This window comes from Anaerorhabdus sp. (assembly GCF_036657415.1).
Lineage (GTDB): Bacteria > Bacillota_I > Bacilli_A > Erysipelotrichales > Erysipelotrichaceae > Anaerorhabdus.
The window spans coordinates 11777-33992 of record NZ_JAVXGL010000017.1; the positions used below are offsets into that span (position 1 = coordinate 11777).

The following is a 22216-nucleotide window of genomic DNA, read 5'->3' on the forward strand; positions in this document are numbered from 1 at the left end:
GATAAGCAAATAAAGTTTCGAATCCACTCAAAATAAATAAATTTTTTCTTGATATGATATTTTTTTAGTTTGAGCAATCCAAGCATTAGAAACATAAATGATAGACACATTAATGCTAAATAAATGAAAAAAGATAAAGAAAAATCTTTTGTATAGAAATAAATGCTAAAGAAAATAAGTAAAGCTATAAAACTTATAAATAAAGAATATATCTTTTTCTTTTCGAAATCGAGCGTTAATAATTCTTCGAGTGAGTCCATACACTTTGCCTTTGTTCGCTCACCAGCAAGTAACTCATCAACAGATATATTGTAAAGTCCTGCCAAATCAATCAATGTTTCAATCTCAGGATATCCTTCACTTCGCTCCCACTTGCTCACTGTTTTATTAGATACATTTAAAACATCCGCAACTTCTTGTTGAGTAAATCCTTTTTCTTTTCTTAGTTCAGATAAAAAATTTCCTATTTTATTCATATGTTCTCTCCTTAACAATAAAATAAAATAAGTGTAATGATACGTACACTCATAATACGTGGATATTTCTCTACTTATCGTAGAAGTACCTTTATTGTACATAAAAACCAGTGGGTTTACTACTCACTGGTTCGTTGTTAGTCGATTGAAATAACGTCATATCCGGCTTCTTCGACTGCCGCTTTTAAAACTTCGTTTGCAACTTCTTTAGTAAGTTGAACTTTTGCACATTTATTCGCAAGATCAACAGTTGCGTTTACACCATCGATTGTGTTAAGTGCTTTTTCTACTCTTGCTTGGCAATGTCCACATGACATGCCGTCAATTTTAATTGTTTTTGTATTTGTTGTATTCATTTTTGCTTTCGCTCCTTTAAAGTTTTTTAATCGCAATGCATTTGTTACTACACTTACTGAACTCAAACTCATCGCAAATGCACCAAACATTGGATTTAATTTCCAACCAAAGATACCAATAAATAATCCGGCAGCTAGTGGAATACCAATCGTATTATAAATCAAAGCCCAGAATAAATTTTGTTTAATATTTCGAAGTGTTGCCTTACTAAGTTCAATCATAGTGATAACATCCCATAAATTTGACCGTGTTAAGACAACATCCGCAGATTCAATGGCGACATCTGTACCAGCACCAATAGCAATACCAATATTTGCACTCATTAATGCAGGGGCATCATTGATACCATCACCAACCATAGCGACAATTTTTCCTTCTTCTTGAAATTGCTTGATATAGTTTTGCTTATCTTCAGGAAATACTTCAGCGGCATAGTTATTCAAGTTAAGTTGTTTGAAAACAGCTTCCGCAATAATTTTATTGTCACCTGTTAACATTAATGTTTCAATGCCCATTTCATGCAATTTATTGATTGCTTGAATACTATTTTCTTTTACAACATCCGCTACTGCAATAAGACCAAGTATTTCAGACTGATTCGCAAAGCAAAGTGTTGTTTTACCCTCATGGGCAAACTTATCAACAACACGCTTTATTTTGGATGTGTCAATACCATTCTCTTCAAGTAGTGCAAGGTTTCCTGCGAAATATTGCGTATCATCTAAGATGGCATTAATTCCTCTTGCAGAAATAGTTTTGAAGTTATCAAAATCAATTTCTTTAAACTCAGTATCCTTTAAATATTGAATAACTGCTTGCGCTAGTGGATGTTCAGATTTCTTTTCAAGTGAATAAGCAATGTAATAAAATTCACTTTCTTTGATATTTTCATTCACAATGACATCAGTTACTTTAGGTTTTCCTTCAGTAATCGTACCTGTTTTATCAAGTACAATAGCATTGATTGAACATGCTGTCTCAAGAATATCAGCGGATTTAATGAGAATACCATTCTCAGCACCTTTACCTGTCGCAACCATTATGGCTGTTGGAGTAGCTAAACCAAGAGCACATGGACAAGATATTACAAGGACAGCGATACCAATACTTAATGAGAACTCAAGCGTTTCACCCAAGAGTAACCAAATGATTGTAGCTAATACTGCAATAACAATAACTGCTGGAACAAAGATGCTTGATACTTTATCTGCCATTTTTGAAATAGGTGCTTTCGAATTTGCCGCTTCTTCTACTAAACGAATAATTTGGGAAAGAGTTGTATTTTCACCAATTTTAGTTGCTTCAAATTCAAAATAACCAGATTTATTAATCGTAGCTCCTACAACCTTTGAACCGATTGATTTTTCAACAGGAATACTTTCACCTGTAATAGCTGATTCATCTACAGTCGTAAATCCTTTGCTAACTGTACCATCCACAGGAATTCTTTGACCGGGTTTAACGCAAAGTATATCACCTAATTGTACCTCTTCAATAGGTATTTCAACTTGTTTATGATTTTTAAGGACAATGGCTGTTTTAGGTGCTAAATCAATCAATTTAGAAATAGCTTCAGAAGTTTTACCTTTTGATTTTGTTTCAAGATACTTACCTAATGTAATTAAAGTAAGGATCATGGCACTGGTTTCAAAGTAGAGATCCATAATGAACATCTCAACCATTTTAGTATCACCTGTTTGAACACCAATTACTATCTTTACAATGGCATATAAGCCATATAAAACAGCAGCACTGGAACCAATTGCAATAAGTGAATCCATATTTGGATTCAACTTAAATAATGCTTTAAAACCATGGGTGAAGAACTCATGATTAATAATTAACACAGGGATAGTTAATGCAAGTTGAGTAAATGCATTTAATAAAGGATTCGTATGGAAAATTGCAGGTAATGGCCAACCCATCATATGCCCCATCGCTAAATAGAATAAAGGGACTGTAAAGATGACAGAAAGAATAAATCGTTTCTTCATTTTATTAGCTAATTTGGCATATTCATTGGTTTCTTTTTGGTCTGAACTAGGAAGAAAAGCATCATAACCAACATCTTGAACAGCTTGAATAATATCTTTATCATCAATGTTTTCGTATTCAACGATCATGTTATTTGCGAGTAAATTTACTTGACATGACTTTACGCCATCAAGGTGATTAAGTTTTCGTTCAATGGCTGAACTACATGCGGCACAAGTCATACCTTTAACATTGAATTGTTGCTTCATCTTTTCCCTCCTTTAACTCCTCTTACAATAATGATAAAGTGCACTTTTGTCAATTTAATTGCTTTAAAAAAATGGACAGAACAGTTACAATAGATGAAGAGGTGAATACTATGATAGTTAAAGAAAAAGTAGCAAAATTAAGAGAATTGATGAAAATGGAAGGAATTGATATTTATTATATTCCAACAGCTGATTATCATCAAAGTGAATACTTACCGGATTATTTTAAAGCAAGACGCTTTATGTCTGGTTTTACAGGATCTGCTGGAACACTTGTAGTAACAATGAAAGAAGCAGGTTTATGGGCAGATGGTCGTTATTTTGTACAAGCTGAAAAACAATTAAAAGGTTCAAGTATTACATTATATAAAATGGGACAAGACAAAGTGCCAACAGTTTCTGAGTTTATCAAAGAAAAACTTCCTGAAAATGGTGTGTTAGGATTTGATGGCAGAGTTGTGAGTGCTAGTACAGTTGATCATTTTGAAAAATTAATTGCATCTAAAGGTGGTAAGACAAAAGAAGATAAAGATTTAGTTGATGAAATTTGGGAAGATAGACCATCATTACCACAAGAATCAGCATTTTTACTTCAAGATAAATACACTGGCGCAAAGACAGAAGATAAAATTAAACGCGTTCAAAATGCAATGGCAGAGAAGAATGCAGATGTTTGTGTACTAACATCACTTGAAGACGTAGCGTGGTTACTTAACTTAAGAGGATATGATATTGAAGATACACCGGTTGTATTAGCTTTTGCTACAGTTACAAAAAATAAAGTAACATTGTTTGTGGATAAGAAAAAATTATCGGCAGATATTTGTAAGAAATTATCTAGTGCTAAAGTATCAATTAAGGGATATTTTGACTTAGGTAGTGAACTTTCTAATTATACAAATAAGAAAATATGGATTGATTCTGCAGTACTTACTTCATATTATAAAAAACAAATTGATAAATCTTGTACAATCATTGATGAGAAGAGTCCAATTGTTATGTACCGAGCAGTTAAAAATAAAACAGAAATCAAGAATATTCGTTACTCTCATATCAAAGATGGTGTAGCAGTTACAAAATTCATTTACTGGTTAAAGAATAATATAGGTAAAATTGAAATTACTGAACTTAGTGCTGCGGCAAAATTACGTGAACTTCGTCAAGCACAAGAAAATCATATTGAAGCAAGTTTCGGTACAATTGCAGCCTATGGACCTAATGCGGCTATGATGCATTACAGTGCTACCGAAGATAACTTTGCAGTTCTTAAAAATGAAGGAATGTTGTTGGTTGATTCAGGTGGACAATATTTAGAAGGAACTACGGATATAACACGTACAATTGTACTTGGAGCAGTTAGTGAAGAAGTAAAAACATACTATACAGCAGTATTGAGAAGTATGCTTCGCTTAAGCAAGGCAAACTTCCTATATGGCTGTACAGGAGCATCACTTGATATTCTTGCAAGAGGACCAGTGTGGGATTTAGATTTAGATTATCAATGTGGAACAGGACATGGTGTTGGTTTTGTACTAGGTGTTCATGAAGGCCCTCATGGTATTCGTTGGTCAAATACTGGAACTGGTTATGCAATTGTTCCATTAGAAGAAGGAATGGTAGTTACTGATGAACCAGGTATATATCTTCCAAATAAATTAGGTATTCGTATTGAAAATGAATTACTTGTACAAAAAGGCAAGAAAAATACATATGGTCAATTCATGCATTTTGACACAATTACATTAGCACCGATTGATTTAGATGCTGTTCGTCCAGAAGACATGTTGGATGATGAAATTGAAGCATTAAATCAATATCATGCAGAAGTATATTCAAAAATTAGCCCTTATTTAACTCAAAAAGAAAGAACTTGGTTAAAAATTCAAACAAGAAAGATTAAAAAGGCATGAAATTAATTTCTTGGAATGTTAATGGGTTAAGAGCGTGTATTACCAAAGGTTTTTTAGATTTTTTCAAACAAGAAGATGCAGACATTTTTTGCTTGCAAGAAACAAAGTTACAACCTCATCAAATTGAATTAGAACTTGAGGGATATCATCAATTTTGGCATAGTGCTGAAAGAAAAGGATATTCTGGTACAGCTGTGTTCACAAAAGTTGAGCCACTTTCTGTTCAAACTGATTTCGGGAAAGATATTTTTAATGATGAAGGACGAGTACTAACACTTGAATTTGAAAAATTCTATTTAGTGAATGCCTATGTACCTAACTCTAAAGAAGAATTAGCACGTCTATCATATCGTATGGAATGGGAAGATGAATTACGTAATCACTTAGTACAGCTTAATGAAAAGAAACCGGTTATTTATTGTGGGGATCTAAATGTTGCTCATCAAGAGATGGATTTAAAAAATCCAAAGACAAATCGTCGCAATCCAGGATTCTCTGATGAAGAAAGAGAAAAAATGACAGTTTTACTATCAGCAGGTTTTTTGGATACATTTAGAACTATTTATCCTGAGGAAATCGCTTATTCTTGGTGGTCATACCGCTTTAATTCAAGGGAAAAGAATGTTGGATGGAGAATAGATTACTTTATTACATCAAAATCACTTGATAAAAAGATTCAAGATGCTCGAATTTACCAGGAAATAATGGGTTCAGATCATTGCCCAGTAGGCCTAGAAATAGACTTATAATGTACAAAGTACTTTAAAAATGGTAGACTAATAGAAAAATATTAGGGGGACCAAAATATGGATGTTAGAAAAGAAGTAGAATCTCATTTAGATGAAATATTAATGCACTTAAAAACTCTTGTAAGTTACAATTCAGTTATGGGTGAAGCAGAAGAAGGATATCCTTTTGGACGAGTTCCAGCCGACTGTCTTAATAAAGCATTAGAAATATGTAACTCATATGGCTTTAAAACTGTTAATCTTGATAACTATGTTGGTTATGCTGAAATGGGTGAAGGAGAAGGCCTTATTGGAATTCTAGGACACTTAGATGTAGTACCAGCGGGAGAAGGATGGAAAACAGATCCATTCAATATGGAAATTATTGATGGAATTGCATATGGACGTGGAACTACTGATGATAAGGGTGCAGTAGTTGCAAGTATGATTGCGATGAAAATTGTTAAGGATTTAAATATTCCTCTAACAAAGCGCATTCGTTTGATTATGGGTATTAACGAAGAAAACGGATCGCGTTGTTTAGCACATTATGTAGAAAAAGAAGGTCATATTGATATGGGCTTTACTCCAGATGGATGTTTCCCTGGAGTGCATGGTGAAAAAGGGATGATTCGTGCCAACTTCAAAAGCAAAAATACAAAAATTATTAATATTCAAGGCGGAGTTGCATCAAATGTAGTATGTAATAAATGCACAATACAAGTCATGAAGAACTCATTTAGCCAAAAAGTATTAGAAGATTATTTCAATGATCACAATATTACGTATGCTTTCAATGTAATTGGCGATGTTGTAGAAATTGAAGCTAGAGGAGTGGCTGCACATGCAAGCACACCAAAATTAGGAGTAAATGCAATTAGCCATCTATTAGTAGGACTAAAACACGCAGGATTCCAAGATGATTTTACAGACTTCTATAATGAAAAAATTGGAACAACAATCGATGGTTCATTAATGGGAGCTGCATGTAAGGATGAATATGGAACACTCACATTTAATGTTGGGGTTATTAGTATGACAGATGGCGTTATTGAAGGAACAATTGATATTCGTTTCCCAGTTACACTTACTGTTAAACAAATCGTAGAAAAGATGACTCCAAATTTAGAAACAGCAGGTGGATTTGTAGAAATACTTTCGACACATGAACCACTTTACTTCCCAATAGATAGCCCGCTTGTCACAAAATTATTGAAGGCCTATCAAGAAGTTACAGGAGATATGGAATCTAAACCAATCACAATGGGTGGTGGAACTTATGCAAAAGGAATCAATAACTGTATTGCCTTTGGATGTGAACTCTTAGGGGTTGATAATCATATTCATGATGCAAATGAGTTTGTCTCAATAGATGCGTTAGTCATGCAAACAGAAATTTATGTGAATGCAATTATAAAATTATTAGAGAATTAGTTATCCTTAGGATAACTTTTCTTTTATAATAGAATATAGAAATGAGATGAAATTATGAAAAAGATAAAAGTTGCGATGATGTACGATTTTGATAAAACCTTATCCCCAAAGGATATGCAAGAATTTACGTTTATTCCAGGACTTGGGTATAAGAATACAAAAGACTTTTGGGAAGAAGTAAATAAAATATCAAAAGAGAATAAGATGGATTCAATTCTAGCGTACATGTATATGATGATTAAAAAATCAAAAGAAGCAAGTAAGCCTATTCGTAAACAAGACTTTAAAGGACTTGGAAAAGGAATAGAATATTATCCTGGTGTTTTAACTTGGTTTGATCGAATAAATGCGATTGGAAAAAAACTAAATATTGAAGTTGAACACTATATTATTTCATCAGGCTTAACAGAAGTTATAGAAGGAACCCCAATTGCAAAGAAATTTAAAAAAATATATGCATGTAAATTTTATTATGATGAAAATGGAGTAGCTACATGGCCATCTCTTGTTGTAAACTATACGACAAAAACACAGTATATTTTCCGTATCAATAAACAAATTTTGGATGAAAATGAAGATCGTGCATTAAATCAATATACTGAAGAAAAAGACCGTCCTATTCCATTTAGAAGAATGATTTATGTAGGAGATGGATTAACAGATGTTCCATGTATGAAACTTGTAAAAGAGAATGGTGGCAAATCAATTGTGGTATATAATAAAAAGAAAAAGAACGCAAAAGATTTAGCGAAATCACTTATTCAACAAAAACGCGCTAATTATATGTCTCCATCTGATTATTCAAGTCAAAAAGAAATGGAGAAACTAGTTTCAAAAATTCTTGAGAATATTCAAAAAGAAGCAGAATTAGAAGAGTTGGAAGGTGTTCGCTAATGGATAATGCACAACGCTTTTTATCAACGTTTGCACAAATAGAAAAACAATTAAAACTAATCACTGGAAATTCTCGTTATACAAAATTCTATTTAATGTTAGAAGAAGCAGCAAGAAGAAATAAAATAGTTTCACGATATGAAATAGAACTACAAGAATATTCTGAATTACGAAATGCCATAGTACATCAACGTGATGGTGAAGGGAAAGTAATTGCCCAACCAACTGATGAAACCGTTGAAACAATTGAACACATAGCAGAATTACTTTGTAACCATAATCCAGTATCGAAATTTTTCTTAAAACACGTAATTACTTGCCAACTGGAAGATAAGATATTAGATGTACAAAAAATAATGAATGATTATGATTTTTCTAAGATGCCAGTATATGATAAGAATAATATTGTGGGTATTGTAACGATAGAAGCAATTGCAAAATGGGCATGTAATGAATTGAAAAATAAAACAGAGTTAACACAAGTAAAAGATATTGTGGATGATGTTAATGAAAATGAAAAAATCTATTTTTTATCTAAAAATGAAAGTGCTTATGATGTAATAAAAATTTATACGGATAGTATGAAAAAAGGAAATAAAGTACTAGCTATTCTAATTACGGAGGATGGTATAAAAACTCAAAAACCTATTGGAATTGTGACACTCAAAGATTTACCACGAATTTTAGAGTATTTTTAGAATAAATATGCTAAAATACTAAAGCGTAAAAAAGGTGGATATGAAATGATTGTAAATATAGGTTTATTACTTGTGGGATTCTTAGCACTAATAAAAGGTGCAGACTACTTCGTGGATGGAGCAGCATCAATAGCATCATTATTGAAAATTCCTAGTGTTGTAGTTGGATTAACAATAGTTGCATTTGGCACTAGTGCACCAGAAGCTGCAGTATCAATAACAGCTGCCTTGAATCATTCAAATGCGATAGCAATAAGTAATGTTATTGGATCTAATATTTTCAACTTAATTGTTGTACTTGGAATGACGGCAATTATTACAATAGTACCAGTACCAAGAAGTATAATGAGAAAAGAATTTCCGTTTTTGATTGCAGTATCATTTTTGATGGCATTATTTATTTTTACGGGTAATTCATTAACAAGACTTGAAGGTATTATCTTTTTAATTTTAATTATTGCTTATGTAGTATGGTTAATTAAAGATTCATTATCAAAAAGAGCTTCAATAGAAGTTGAAAAACCAATGTTTAGTTTACCAATGAGTTTAGTATTAATTGTTATTGGAATTTTCGGAATCATTTTCGGTGGTGATCTTGTTGTAAATAATGCTAAAGCGATAGCTTTAACACTAGGATTGTCAGAAAAATTAGTAGGGCTTACAATTGTATCGATTGGAACATCACTTCCTGAGCTTGTAACTTCTCTTGTTGCTGCAAAAAAAGGGAATGTAGATATTGCGGTAGGAAATGTAGTAGGTTCCAATATATTTAATATTTTATTTATTCTTGGATTAAGTGCTACAATAACACCAATTCCTGTAGAATTTGCATTAATGTTTGATTTAGTTATTATGTTAATCGCAACACTCTTATGTTTCTTTGTTGCAAAAAGGAATGGCAAACTAGGTAAAAAAGAAGGTATTATTTTTCTTCTATTATTTATTTCATATTTAACATATATCATTATTAGAAACTAGGTGAGATTATGAAAGAACACGCTATACGATTAACCTATGGTCAAGATTTAAAAAAAGAAATTGAATCCTATTGCATAAGTAATAAGATTCAATCCGCATGTATAGTTACTTGTGTTGGTTGTGTTTATGATTGCCATTTACGATTAGCTGATGGAGTCACTAAGAAAAAGTTTGATAACCATTATGAAATTGTTTCTCTTACTGGAACCATTGCAAATGGTCAAAGTCATTTGCATATTAGTTGTAGTGATATAAATGGAGCTTGTATTGGTGGTCATTTATTGGAAGAAACCCATATCAATACAACAGCTGAACTTGTATTAATGGAACTTGAAGATTTTAATTTTTCAAGAAGTTTTGATTCTAACACTGGCTATGACGAACTAGTAATTAAGCATAAATAAAATTCTGTTGCAATTTGTAATAGAATTTTTTAAAATTCAAATAATATAGAATTGAAAAAATAAAATATAAGCATACAATAATAAGTGATAAATCAATTTTTTGCCGACTTAGCTCAGCTGGTAGAGCAATTCATTCGTAATGAATAGGTCGCAGGTTCAAATCCTGTAGTCGGCACCATATGTAGATTGACATCTTAATCGGTAATGCGACATCTTTATCGGTAATAGATGTTTTTTTTATATTATCCAGTGACATCTTATTCGGTAATGAAAAAGATAAAATCCTTATTTTAAAGGGTTTTTTAATGGTCTTCAAAAAAAGTCAAAAATTGTATTACCGATTAAAATGTCACTACATCAGTTTTAATAGTTTTTAGTAATTTACATCTTAATCGGTAATGGGAAATAATTTATTGTTAATTATACTTATATCAATTAAATTGTTTACTTTAAGGATGTGTTTGTAGTATTATTTGAGAGTAAAGTTGTGTGTTTCGCTACCGTTAAGTGCGAGTGGAAAAATTGCGTGTTTCGCTACCGTTAAGTGCGGATCAAAAATTTAATTTAACTAAAGATGTGGTCGTTCAACCCTTAAATGAACACATTAAAAAGAGGAGCTTGAAGCTCCTTTTATGTTTCATAAAGAGAATTAAAATATATGAATAGATTATTATTCCTTTAAGAAGTTATTCTAAGCCAATAAAGTCATCTAAAGCTTTACTACTAATTTTATTTTTCTGATCTATAGCAAGATCAAACCCAAGGAGATACTTGTTAACCACTCGAGTTAATATTCTTTCTTTCCTATCACTTTTACGTGTAGACTCATATACAGTGTCGAAAGCATAGGCTATTTCAGACTCACTTGCTAATGTAGCATTCTTTAAATTTTGAATTACTTTTGACCTTAATAACCTTTGTTCATCAAGTTCTTTTATATTTTCTTGTTGAAGTTCATTGATACTGTCAATTTGATCAGAGATATCATTAATACTATTTGAGAATAACAATTGATTATTACTGAGAAAATGATTGATTTTATCATCGGTAATTTTTACTGATTCTTTTAATAAAGGTTTTATACCTGCAAAATGCTTATTCATTGTTTTATGGACGAAAGCAGCATCAACAATAGGTTTCTTCTTAGCAAGTAAATAATCTTTATTCATAGCAATCAGTAGATTAATAAGTTGAACAATAATGCAATTGGTTTCTTCACAAAGAGCCAATACAATTTCAGATGTTAATGGAATTGATTCATTGTACCACTGATAATGCCAAAGTGATTTTATGATAGTAGTAAAATATAAGATATCTGAACAGTATAAATCAGCTCGAATGTCAGTTTGAAATCTCCTTGCAGTTCGTAGAACATTGAACATCTTCTCACGTGCTTCTTGAGTTCCAACAACACCAATAGCTACTTTTGTTTCATTCATAAGAGTCATAAGTGTTTCAAATGAATTAGAACGATTCCTTGAAAAATTCATTAATTGAATCTCATCTAAAATAATTATACCAATACAGAATGTTTCGATTAATCTACTAATGATTTCAGTTTTTTCTTGAATCCCTCTTTTTGATGATATTAACTTTTCATATATATAGTCTAAATTTAACGCTTTGTCTAAAGCGCTTCCAATTCCATTGAATAATTGAGAAAGGTTTCCATTAGTGTAGCAATTTGTTACTAAATAAGTTACCTGAGTAAATTCACCCCATTCATTTTTATGACGTATACATTGCGGATAGTGCTTTAAAACTGAAGCAATAGCACTTGATTTACCACAACCACTAAATCCAGTTAAAGAGAAACAGGAGTCCGTTGATTCTGAAGAACGACCTACTACTTTGCTATTTTGTTTAGAACCAAAGGGAGTAGATAAGTTACTTTCTTCTTCTGTTTTAATCGAGAGATATCTCTTTGAGTAGGAATTAATTAAGCAGCTATGAAACTCAGTTGCAAGTTTTAGAGAAAAGGGTAAAGGAACTCTAACTGTTTTAAGTAATTCAATGCTTTCAATTTTTTGTTGAAGTGTCTGTTTTTCTTGATTGGGTGCGAATGATAGAAGTTCTTGTCTAAAACATCGATTCACACGTGCTTTTGAACAGGCAGGGGGTAGTGCTGCAATCAGTGCTTTTTCTTGGTATATTTCGACTTCAGTTTTACGATAAATAGCATCTACCACATCACCTTCATCGAAATCAATGTCATCATACTGTGAGACATCTTGTGGTAAGTTTTTGAATTTTGTTTTCTTGTCTAAATCCCATTTTTTCATTTAGTTTTCCTCCATAAAGTATTCATTTGCCTCTTCTATTGAATCGTGAGATTCTAAGAGTAATTCGATTTTATTTTTAACTTTTTGTGTAGTATTCTTCGAAGATAGTCGTTTAGAGATACTATCAGTTCCATTAATCAGATGTTTTTCATTTTCTCTATGGATTGAAATGTTCCGTATATCATTATCTGTATTAGCAGGAACAGAAGATACAATCTGTTGAAGAACACTATTTCTTGATGCAGCAAGTTTCTCGTTTAACTTTTCACCTTCACGATGTTTTTTTAGATTATGTGTATGCATTTTCTTATATTCTGAAAGTGTAACAGGATAGTCTAAATAAGGTTCATTTGATGTTCGTTTAGAATACAAAGGGATGATAATGAGTTTATTCTCAATCAGACGATAAATTTGTCGAATGTCTCTTGGATCTATTCTTGCTTCAATTGGTATTTGCCTTGCTTCACATTCGTACATTTCACTTTTTAGTTGTTTATTAGTCTCATCAAACAAGAATAAATCCAAATATTTAATACCTCGCTTTGATATAGTTGCTCGTACAGGTAATAAACATGAATAGAGAAACTGATCATTATTCGTAATCTTGCGAGGACTATCAATGTATAAATTTCCATAATTCCATATTTCTAAAGGAATTCGATTAATATCTTTATCCATCATATCCTGTGTAAGAGGATAACCCTTAATATAGTGTTTGTTGTGGGAAAGAGCACATGTTAAAACAATTTGTGTAATCTGATGTACATCCAGACATGCTTCTTGGTGATGCCTGGAGTCATATCGCTTTGTAATCAATCCGTTATTTTCAAGGAACGGACGAATAGCAATATTTACACTATTAAAATATTGTTCAATATTTCCTTTCATAGAACCAGAAGCAGCAGGTACATTTTGTATATCGATATTTAGCTCTGCACATGTCTTACCGAATTTATCTGATAAATACTCAGAGCCTCGATCACTTCTCAAACAATTCGGAAGTATCTTATGTACTGGCCACATCTTTTCATCGATATCGATACCATATTGTTTACAATATTCAACTTTGTCATCAAGTAAGTTTAATAAGCAAGAAGTAATACCTAAGAAAGAGTTATTTTCCAACGTTACAATAACGGAAACAATCATTTTAGAAAAGATATCCATCATTGCATATACTGTAAATCTTCCAATAACTTGATTGTTATCGAGCATAGAAACACTGCTAACATCGAACTCTTGCTCATCTACTTCGAATAAGTCACCAGAATGTTCAACTCCTTGTAATGTATCAGAGGGTGTTATACGCTTATCATTTCTTTGCTCACGTCGACTGGTTTTGATAAGGTCAATCTTTTCTTTAGAAATTTTCTTCTTAACATAGTAGCGGAACTGGCGATAAGTAGGGAGTTCGCTTTCGGGTAGCCAACTCAATTGTGAGACTCCATTTATACTTGTATTAAAAGAATAAAATAAGTTTAAGATGTCAGCAAAAGCAGCCTTCATGGTATAGGAGCGACCACTAATGTAGTTTTGCAAACCAATTTCAAATTTTCTTTCAAGTTCAGCATCCAATACTATTCCAACACAGTTGTTAGGACCTGATTTTTTTGTTAATTGGTAGCCATTAGTCCTTTTTTTCCTAAATATCTTTTCATCAATTAAAACATGGGTATCAAATCCACTTTGCAAATAAAGACGTACTATTTTCCAAAATGTTTTCCGTGTTATACCAAATTTATTTGATAAAAAATCAATAGTTTCAGAAGATTCTTTTTTCTTAAGAGTCAAATAAGTAGGACCGAACGATTTAATTAATTGTTTCATGAGTTCTTTGTAATTTTCATATCTATCTAATTGCTCTTGCGATAGAGTTTCATAGTTAATTATTTTCTTTGAATCTTCCTTTATTTTTTCTAAGTGTTGAGTCGATAATAGATTCAATACAAATGTTGTATTCATTTCAAAGATTTCTAATTTTGTTGTCTTGCATTTACATAAAATAGTAAACTCATCGTTTATATAAAGAATTCGATGAACTAATTCATTGTGACTTACTAAATCTCCTTTTTCGATTGTATAGACTGAATTCGTTTTTTCCATACTTTGTATTCTCCTTCTACCTGTTTTGATAAAGCTAAATAGTTTTGTTTCTTATCCATATCTATTTCAATGATTCGATGCATGACACAATGCTTTGTATAAGAGACGATTCCATGTACCGAAGAGGCATTAAAGTACATGAGTGCCAATCTAATATTTTGAATGCGAATTGGATTAAAGTCAGATCGAAATACTAATTGCCACTCAATTCCTTTTTGATTCCAATACAGTTTTTCGATTGCTAACTTCTCTTTTGAACGTCGGTTAAGTATATTTTCTCGTGCGTATTTTAATGAATACGCTTTATCAATACCACCTTTATAGGTGACTAAGAAATCGGTAGTCATCGGTGTTTTTTCATTATGTGGATGTTTTAGATCGAGTTTGTTGCATATAGCAAGAGTCTCACTTAAATCCAATGGATATTGTTCTCGAATATCAATAACATCAAGATCCCATAAAAGTAGAAGGGCAAACTCCATTTCTCCTTGTGATAATAACTCCATTGCACGCCCAGTATATGGATTTACAAAGTGTGAACAAGTGCCAGATGAACTAATATCTCGTACGCGTATAAATGGTTTATAGTCTTTTCCGGTTCCAGTGCCAAAACCTTCCTTGAGTTTATTTTCTACTGATTTTCTCATATGTTTTTATCTCCTCTTTTATAATTAGTTCTTTTCTTTCTACCGGCACCGCAAACATGACAATATGTATTTTCTTCAGTAAAACGTTTCATATTCTTGATTGTGAATGTGCCACCACATCCTTTGTGCCTGACTTCAAATTTATGACCATTTAAACGACGCACAAATTCGAAGTGTTTCGTCTTTTCTATTGCTCGTCGACAATCTTCATCTGTATATTTTCTTGTTAAGTCACGTCCATCAAAATATATAAAATAGTAAAGTGGACATGTTACGTGCCGATCTTCATGTGGGTTATATAAATGAGCGTGATTATACATCGTACTAAATGGTTTAATCAATTGGTATTTGCCTTTACTACATTTTTCTACAATATAGTGTGCTAATTCATCTTCACTTAAATGACTTTGGCAACTTGGACATTCAAAACCATCACATAAGCCCTGATAAGTTCCAATAAATTTGGTTTGACATTTCTGACATTCAAATAATGCTAAAGCAGGGTGATAATCCCCAATCGTTTTAAAACCTAAATTCTCGATAATCGAGAGTTGTTGATTCTTGTCATAAAACGGGAGTCTACTTAAATAGTTATCAATTGAATGATGGATATATAAAATTCCTGCCATCATTGAAGATAATGTATCTCTGGAAAAAGTTCTGGAATAATTGAAAATATATTCTGATTCTTCATTTAATAGATCTTTGTATTTACTATTACGTAAATCATGAATAAGTTGCTTTTTAATCGAACTCAGTGATTTTCCACTTAGCTTTTTAATCTCATTATCATTTATTTCTATGTTTATATCACTGTTTGAGGGAGGAAAGGATTTCGTGAATTGATGTACTGCCTCAGCATATTCAATCATGACTTGATGTGATCCATTTCTTTCGCATTCAGTAGAATTGTTTATGGGGTTATCATACTCATTACACATTACTGAATTTAACCTTCTTAATAGACATGCGTGTTTAAGACATACGTGTACTCCAGGAAATTGATGTGATTTATGATAAATATGAAATCCAACTTCTTGGATCTCTTCATCCATACATTCTGGACAAAACTTTAACTCGTTTAGGAATGCTACATAGTTGAAAATTAAGTTCTTCCTATTCTTGATTTCCTGCGAAAATAAGGAATTGATGATTGAAGTTTGTGCACCAGGTTTTAAAAATGGAACTATTGATGGATAAAACATAGAATCTTTAAATGCTTCAAAATCGTAATCTTTTCCTAATAATTTCATGATCTTTGGATATAAGGTCTCATTACGATAAAGTGATCTTGCATTTCGATTGAAATATAGGCTTTTGAGAGATCCTTTCTCTTCAAATACTTCTTTAATCATTTCTTGTGTACTTTTAAATCCATTTGCAAAAGCTAAACGATCCACATAGGTAGCGAATAATTCATCTGGTTTTCTTTCAGGTATATTCTTTAATTGATTCATAATAATCTCCTTCTAAATCGATATATTTGATTGTTTCAAAAAGTGACTGATGATACCTCGATGTTTTGATTAGTTTTTAAATTATTCGATTTATTAATATATTTTATTATGGTGGAACAATATGGATTACTACCCAAAGAATTAAGAGTTCAATGAATAGGGAATCTTTATTTAATCGACTATTATCAAATACTTTGTGAAAAATCGACAAAAATAAAACATCCAGAGGGGGTTTGTCCCCTGCTGGATGTCGTTTAGTTTTTATAATGTAATTGAGTTTTTTAATAAGTTTTTCGCTGGGTCACTAAAGCCCAGACATCTTTTATTTTGTGCATACTTACTCCTTTTGAAAAAGTTTAGCATATTTCTTTGGAAACTTTGACATACCATAATAGTATAGGTAAATAGTAATATCTTCAAGAGAATATTCTTCAAAACCGTAATAACTCCTGAATTTTTTCAATATATTTTTATACTTTGTATAGTTCAAAAAATCTTGTTGAAGAATTCCACCAATACGGCTGGTTCTTTTGTGTTCATTAATAATATCTTTTATAACAGGATCATAGAAGGGAAATTCTTCCGGATTATGATAATAACAGTATCTTGTGGCAAATTTATAGTTATTTATTTCCTTGTAGCTTGAAAATTTCACTTTTGCAATTTCATTTACTATCTCAGAATTTCCTGTTTCTAAATCTTTGTCAATATTAAGATTAACAATATGCCTTGCAATTGTTCTGAAATGGTAAAGATTTCTACTGAAGTATTGATCAATAGCAGCAACTTTAATAGATACTTGATTAAATTTTGTATTAGATGGCATTTCGGTACTGAATAAATTTTTTAAAATTGTGTCATCTGAAATGCGTTGTTGATCTCGTTGATAAATACTTAAATAGTAATCAACATCTTCTTTAGTTGGTTTAGTAAATTCTTCATACAAATATGGGAAGTCATTTTCAGAGATATTCGATGATATTTCATTTTTCAAATCGACATAGAAAGTAATCATTTCTTTCTCTATATCTACATTATGAAGAAGGATTCCATGTGATAACCAGTAATATGCAAAAGCATTTAAAGGATCATTTGTCCAAAATGAAGGGCGATATAAGTTGATGATTCTAAATCCACAATAATCTTCCAGTTTTTTGAAAGTTACTTCAACATAGGATTTATCTTCATTCATATAAGCAATTTCGGCAAATAGATTGCTCAGGTTCTTATATGTTAAATTAGTAATATTAGTCATATGACCTCCTAAATCAGTTATTTATTATTTTTAGACGTTTAAGGTCAATAGTTTCAATGCTTAATCTATTTTCCAACAAAAGTTTATGTAATAAATTTTTACCATGATCTTTATTATCCATTGTCTCACCATAAGTGTGTATGAGTTTTGATACAGCGAAATATTGGCTTTTATCAATTTCATCTTTTTTTTCTTCGTCATAATGACTATACTTAAAAGTAAGTTTAATTTTACTATGATAAAGATCGTAATAATCGAATAAACTTTGGAAGTATGAATAGTCAGCATCTGATAACGAATGTCCATAAAAGACGATTTCATCAGCTTCTATAGGTAGGTTGGCTGAAATGCGTTCTTTTTTAATATAAAGTTTTCTATAAGTTTTTGTGAACATATATTTAGTAGAAGATGGATTGAATTTGTTATTATCTAATCCAAATATTGGAAAAGTTTTATAACTTCCGTGTACATTGTTTTCAATGACCGTATTAGGTGTATTTGGAAGTCCTGAGCCATTCCCGCAATTTCTCATTGTTATGACTTCTTCAATTGGTTTGTTTATACGAGTGTAATTAAAATTAATTAAGAAAAAATTTTCACCTTCTCCACAAATATCTTTGAAGTTATTTATATAAATATCACTAAATTCGAACCAATAAGGATTTTCGAATAAAGGTAAAACGACTTGCTCCAAATAAAGTTTAAAAGAGTTTTCGAATTTATTTAGTTCTTTAAGTAAGTAATAGTCATATTCAAAAGTTTCGTCAAATCCATTTGGATATTTTAGTTCTAAAAATATACCTAATATAGTTTCTTTAGCATAGTTTGCACTTTCATAATAGCTACTATGATTAGAAAGGTTAAAAACAGTAACTCCAGAAGAAATTGATTGTAACCTCAATTCAATAGCTTTTTTTATTTTTGAAATACCATAATCAAAAACTTTATCGATTAGCGCTCTACCATTCTCATCGGTGATAGCATTTTCAATTTGTAATTCTACATCACACCAATTAGTAATTGGTGATTTTTCAAGCTTAAGCAAGTAAAAATATACATCCCAAAATGACATATCATGATCCAAAAAGACTTTTACAGTATTTTTAATTTGTTCTTCAATTTTCATATTAATAGCAGGAGTTGAATAACTATTACCTATATTATATTTGTAGTGGTTGAAGTTTGTATAAAGATTATCGATTTCGTCAAGTTTTGATTGTTCAATATGACTGTACCTCCATTTGAAAAATTCAGGATAACTTGTTGGCAAACCACATGCTAAATCAAATCCATTTCCTAAAACAACTAATTTCATAATAATACCTCATTATCTAACTTAATGATAAGTAAATCTCGTGATATAATCAAGGTAGTGTTAAAGAAAGTTTCAAATGTCAGTTAATCTAATTAAGAAGGGGGATTAGAATGATAGAACCTAACCGTGTCGAGGATAATAGCAAGGATAATATAGATTGTGAGAAATCTGTATCTATGAAGTATCACTCATTAAGAGCCTGTAATGACGCTAATATTGATGCTTATGAAGAAATATTAGATGAAGTTCTTTATAATCAAGGAGAATTTATGAATATAGCTATCTCAGGTCTATATGGTGCTGGAAAAAGTAGTCTAATAGAAACCTATAAGAAGAAAAAGAGCATAGATAATTCTAAAAAGAAATTGAAGTTTTTACACTTATCTTTAACCAATTTTAATGTTAAAGATAAAAGTAAGAGTGAGAATAATAATATAATTGAATGGCGTTTGATGAATCAGCTCATCTATCAAATTGATCCAAATAATATTCCACTAACAAGTATAAAAAGTAAAAGAAACAAAAGATCATTTTTCTTAAAAATAACCATAGCATTTACATTTTTTTTCATTATGTCTTTGTATTATTATTTTTTCTATAATGTTTTGAAGTATAATGTTGCATTGATTAAGTTTGAATGGGTAAAAATTATTTTATCAGTAATTGTAAATGATTTTGTTTTGCTATTAAGTATTATATCCATTTGCTCATATTTATTTTATTTAGTATATTACGCTGTCAAATTTCAAGTATGGAAAACAATATTAAGAAAACTGAAATTAAATGGTTATGAAATTGAATTTAAAAATAATGATGATTGTATGAATACGGATTCTTATTTCGATAGATATTTAAGCGAAATAATATACTTGTTTGAAAATTCAGGTGTCGATATAGTTGTTTTTGAAGATATAGAAAGATTTGGTGAACATAAGATATTCGAAAGACTTAGAGAAATAAATAGAATTGTTAACATATCCATTAATGAAAAGAAGAAAAAATTAGAAAAAGAGATAACAAATATTTCAAGATATCCAAATTTTGTTGGTTCTATTCTGAAAAAAGTTGGGTATTTAAAGGAAGATAATTTTAACGAAATAAAATTTTTATATCTCATTAATGATGGAATTTTTGAATCGAAAGAAAGAACAAAGTTCTTTGATATAATTGTTCCGGTAATTCCTGTTACTGATAATACAAATTCATATGGCAATATTGAAACTTGTTTAAAAGAGTTAAACGTGTATGATGGATTCGATTATGACTATTTGTTGGGTTTATCTTTATATATTGATGATATGAGACTTCTTAAAAACATATGTAATGAGTATAAGATATATACTCGCAAGCTAAGCATTGATAAAATGAAAAATAAGTTATTGTTAACAATTATTACGTACAAAAACTTATTTCCCAAAGACTTTGAGAGAATGCAGTTGAAGGATGGAATATTTTATAGATATATCAATGATATTTGTGAGGAAGTTAAGAATGAGGATATCGGTGAATTAGAGAAATACAATTCAGATATGAAAAGAAAGTTTGAGTATTTGGATAATAGAAATAAAATTACTGAAATAGAAAAAAAATTGAAAGTGTTTTTTCCTAAAGGAGTTAATGATACTGGTGATGACAATATTATTAAGAATTCAAAGGAATTAAGTTTTATTAGATTTGCTGTATCGAATGGTTATGTCGATGAAACTTTTGAACACTATATAAGTATATTTGATGAAAAATCTTTATCGAAAAATGATCAAAAATACATATTATCGCTTTATGATCGATTAGGCTTAAAAGTAGATTACAGAATTAACAATCCTGCTCTCGTTACATCATTGCTAACAACTGAAACTTTAAATAGAGTTCAGGTTTTTAATTATGATATTTATTTATATTTGCTTAAATTAGATCAGCAATATTCGAATGATAAATTGTCACAATTCACAGGATGTTTAAGTGACAACCATCAATACGTTTTCGCATTTAATTTTGTACAAATAGTAAGCGATGATTTCGATATGCTATACCGATTATTTGAAGAATGGAAAACTAATTGGATAAATATCATAAAAGATATAGTGCTAACTTATATTAACGATGAAGAATTTAGAAATCTTTATTTTAATAGTTTTATAAAATTTTTAATGAATTGGCTTCGACTTGATATAGCAGAGTATTTTGTTTATGAATCAGTTGAACAGTATATTGTTGAGTGTATTTCGAGTATTTCAGAATTACAAAAGTTTCCTTTTGAAGAGGTTGAAACTGCAGTTAGCACCTTGAGATTGTTTGAGGTGAAATTTGATAAAGTTTTTTACGAAGGTTCAAATAGGAAATTTGTAACTATGATATATAAGAATAGTTTATATAAAATTACAAGAGAGAACATTTTGGAATTTATTAATGAAGAATATAAAGTAAAAAATATAAAAAATAAAATGGAAAATTTAGTTGATATGATATGGTCTGAGAAAGATCAACCATTGTATGTAAATATTAATAAAAATATAAATGAGTTTATTGAAATTTTACTAAATCCAACAACAAGACTAAAGGATAATCAAATATATATTGTTGAACTTTTAAATAATGAACAAATATCAATAGAAAAGAAGATTAAGTTGATTACTAAATACGAAGGGGAAATAGAGTTACTTAAAAATGTATCTCCAATTCAAGAAATTTATCCAGTATTAATTGAAAATAAAAAAATAAAGTATAATGAAGAGAATATACTAACATACTTTAGTTTTGCTAAAAGCATAACTCTTAAACTGATAACATTTATTGAAAGTAATATATCAATAAAGCTTAATTTTATGAGGTTGAATATTAAAGAGAATGAAGATGTTATAAATCGATTTTTTAATGACATTTTTTGTAATACTGATATAAAAAATATTGATAAGTATGAGGAAATAGTAACTACATGCGGACTATCGATTGATAACTTCAATACTGCAGGTATTTTATCTGATAAATTCAGTGTTTTGATTATAAATAAGATAATAGTAATGAATGAACACAACTTA

16 protein-coding genes and 1 tRNA gene are annotated in these 22216 nt (G+C 30.4%); 9 read left to right on the forward strand and 8 right to left on the reverse strand.

The window, feature by feature from the left end; translation table 11 throughout:
• The coding region (locus tag RSB60_RS04010) for a helix-turn-helix domain-containing protein (RefSeq protein WP_332614694.1) at window positions 1-476 on the reverse strand (476 nt) is incomplete at its 3' end.
• Between the two features lie 137 nt (window positions 477-613).
• Window positions 614-3076 carry a heavy metal translocating P-type ATPase gene (locus RSB60_RS04015; RefSeq protein WP_332614696.1) on the reverse strand — a complete coding sequence of 821 codons (2463 nt, stop codon included), beginning with the start codon at window positions 3074-3076 and terminating at the stop codon, window positions 614-616.
• Window positions 3077-3186: 110 nt separating this feature from the next.
• Between RSB60_RS04015 and RSB60_RS04020 the strand changes: the two genes are divergently transcribed.
• The 8 genes from RSB60_RS04020 (at window position 3187) to RSB60_RS04055 (ending at window position 10300) form a co-directional block, all read left to right on the forward strand.
• Complete coding sequence (locus RSB60_RS04020; RefSeq protein WP_323380497.1) at window positions 3187-4986, forward strand: aminopeptidase P family protein; 1800 nt, start codon at window positions 3187-3189, stop codon at window positions 4984-4986.
• Window positions 4983-5735 (forward strand): exodeoxyribonuclease III, encoded by a 753-nt coding sequence (locus RSB60_RS04025; RefSeq protein WP_323380496.1) that lies wholly within the window; start codon window positions 4983-4985, stop codon window positions 5733-5735. The genes RSB60_RS04020 and RSB60_RS04025 overlap by 4 nt, the downstream gene beginning before the upstream one ends.
• Before the next feature lie 57 nt (window positions 5736-5792).
• Entirely contained in the window at window positions 5793-7148 is a 1356-nt protein-coding gene (locus RSB60_RS04030) for a Sapep family Mn(2+)-dependent dipeptidase (protein WP_332492081.1), read from the forward strand.
• A gap of 54 nt (window positions 7149-7202) precedes the next feature.
• Window positions 7203-8042 carry an HAD family hydrolase gene (locus RSB60_RS04035; RefSeq protein ID WP_332475268.1) on the forward strand — a complete coding sequence of 280 codons (840 nt, stop codon included), beginning with the start codon at window positions 7203-7205 and terminating at the stop codon, window positions 8040-8042.
• Window positions 8042-8740: a CBS domain-containing protein gene (locus RSB60_RS04040; RefSeq protein WP_323380493.1), complete on the forward strand. Its 699-nt coding sequence runs from the start codon at window positions 8042-8044 to the stop codon at window positions 8738-8740. The genes RSB60_RS04035 and RSB60_RS04040 overlap by 1 nt, the downstream gene beginning before the upstream one ends.
• A gap of 45 nt (window positions 8741-8785) precedes the next feature.
• Window positions 8786-9718: a calcium/sodium antiporter gene (locus RSB60_RS04045; RefSeq protein WP_332492083.1), complete on the forward strand. Its 933-nt coding sequence runs from the start codon at window positions 8786-8788 to the stop codon at window positions 9716-9718.
• Window positions 9719-9726: 8 nt separating this feature from the next.
• Window positions 9727-10122: a PPC domain-containing DNA-binding protein gene (locus tag RSB60_RS04050; RefSeq protein WP_323380491.1), complete on the forward strand. Its 396-nt coding sequence runs from the start codon at window positions 9727-9729 to the stop codon at window positions 10120-10122.
• 102 nt (window positions 10123-10224) lie between these two features.
• Window positions 10225-10300 (forward strand) — tRNA-Thr (locus RSB60_RS04055).
• Between the two features lie 508 nt (window positions 10301-10808).
• On the opposite strand, the gene RSB60_RS04060 is transcribed toward RSB60_RS04055, so the two are convergent.
• The 6 genes from RSB60_RS04060 to RSB60_RS04085 all read right to left on the reverse strand — a co-directional run bounded on the left by RSB60_RS04060 (window position 10809) and on the right by RSB60_RS04085 (window position 19181).
• Window positions 10809-12404, reverse strand: a complete 1596-nt coding sequence (locus tag RSB60_RS04060) for an ATP-binding protein (protein ID WP_332614700.1) — start codon at window positions 12402-12404, stop codon at window positions 10809-10811.
• On the reverse strand, window positions 12405-14507 hold the full coding sequence (locus RSB60_RS04065; protein ID WP_332614702.1) for a hypothetical protein: 2103 nt from the start codon (window positions 14505-14507) through the stop codon (window positions 12405-12407).
• A complete protein-coding gene (locus RSB60_RS04070) occupies window positions 14462-15154 on the reverse strand; it encodes a TnsA endonuclease N-terminal domain-containing protein (protein WP_332614704.1) in 693 nt (230 codons plus the stop codon). Before RSB60_RS04070 ends, RSB60_RS04065 begins: the two co-directional genes overlap by 46 nt.
• A complete protein-coding gene (locus RSB60_RS04075; RefSeq protein WP_332614706.1) occupies window positions 15151-16611 on the reverse strand; it encodes a TniQ family protein in 1461 nt (486 codons plus the stop codon). The genes RSB60_RS04070 and RSB60_RS04075 overlap by 4 nt, the downstream gene beginning before the upstream one ends.
• 337 nt (window positions 16612-16948) lie before the next feature.
• A complete protein-coding gene (locus tag RSB60_RS04080) occupies window positions 16949-17866 on the reverse strand; it encodes a hypothetical protein (RefSeq protein WP_332614708.1) in 918 nt (305 codons plus the stop codon).
• A gap of 13 nt (window positions 17867-17879) precedes the next feature.
• The gene (locus RSB60_RS04085) at window positions 17880-19181 is read right to left on the reverse strand and encodes an AbiH family protein (RefSeq protein WP_332614710.1); all 1302 of its coding nucleotides are present in this window, start codon (window positions 19179-19181) and stop codon (window positions 17880-17882) included.
• Between the two features lie 110 nt (window positions 19182-19291).
• Between RSB60_RS04085 and RSB60_RS04090 the strand changes: the two genes are divergently transcribed.
• The coding region (locus RSB60_RS04090) for a YobI family P-loop NTPase (RefSeq protein WP_332614712.1) at window positions 19292-22216 on the forward strand (2925 nt) is incomplete at its 3' end.

Coding starts and splice junctions, on each gene's coding strand:
- RSB60_RS04060 (WP_332614700.1), bottom strand. CDS start 12,404: ATGAAAAAATGGGATTTAGACAAGAAAACAAAATTCAAAAACTTACCA.
- RSB60_RS04025 (WP_323380496.1), top strand. CDS start 4,983: ATGAAATTAATTTCTTGGAATGTTAATGGGTTAAGAGCGTGTATTACC.
- RSB60_RS04035 (WP_332475268.1), top strand. CDS start 7,203: ATGAAAAAGATAAAAGTTGCGATGATGTACGATTTTGATAAAACCTTA.
- RSB60_RS04070 (WP_332614704.1), bottom strand. CDS start 15,154: ATGAGAAAATCAGTAGAAAATAAACTCAAGGAAGGTTTTGGCACTGGA.
- RSB60_RS04020 (WP_323380497.1), top strand. CDS start 3,187: ATGATAGTTAAAGAAAAAGTAGCAAAATTAAGAGAATTGATGAAAATG.
- RSB60_RS04015 (WP_332614696.1), bottom strand. CDS start 3,076: ATGAAGCAACAATTCAATGTTAAAGGTATGACTTGTGCCGCATGTAGT.
- RSB60_RS04030 (WP_332492081.1), top strand. CDS start 5,793: ATGGATGTTAGAAAAGAAGTAGAATCTCATTTAGATGAAATATTAATG.
- RSB60_RS04080 (WP_332614708.1), bottom strand. CDS start 17,866: ATGACTAATATTACTAATTTAACATATAAGAACCTGAGCAATCTATTT.
- RSB60_RS04050 (WP_323380491.1), top strand. CDS start 9,727: ATGAAAGAACACGCTATACGATTAACCTATGGTCAAGATTTAAAAAAA.
- RSB60_RS04065 (WP_332614702.1), bottom strand. CDS start 14,507: ATGGAAAAAACGAATTCAGTCTATACAATCGAAAAAGGAGATTTAGTA.
- RSB60_RS04085 (WP_332614710.1), bottom strand. CDS start 19,181: ATGAAATTAGTTGTTTTAGGAAATGGATTTGATTTAGCATGTGGTTTG.
- RSB60_RS04040 (WP_323380493.1), top strand. CDS start 8,042: ATGGATAATGCACAACGCTTTTTATCAACGTTTGCACAAATAGAAAAA.
- RSB60_RS04075 (WP_332614706.1), bottom strand. CDS start 16,611: ATGAATCAATTAAAGAATATACCTGAAAGAAAACCAGATGAATTATTC.
- RSB60_RS04045 (WP_332492083.1), top strand. CDS start 8,786: ATGATTGTAAATATAGGTTTATTACTTGTGGGATTCTTAGCACTAATA.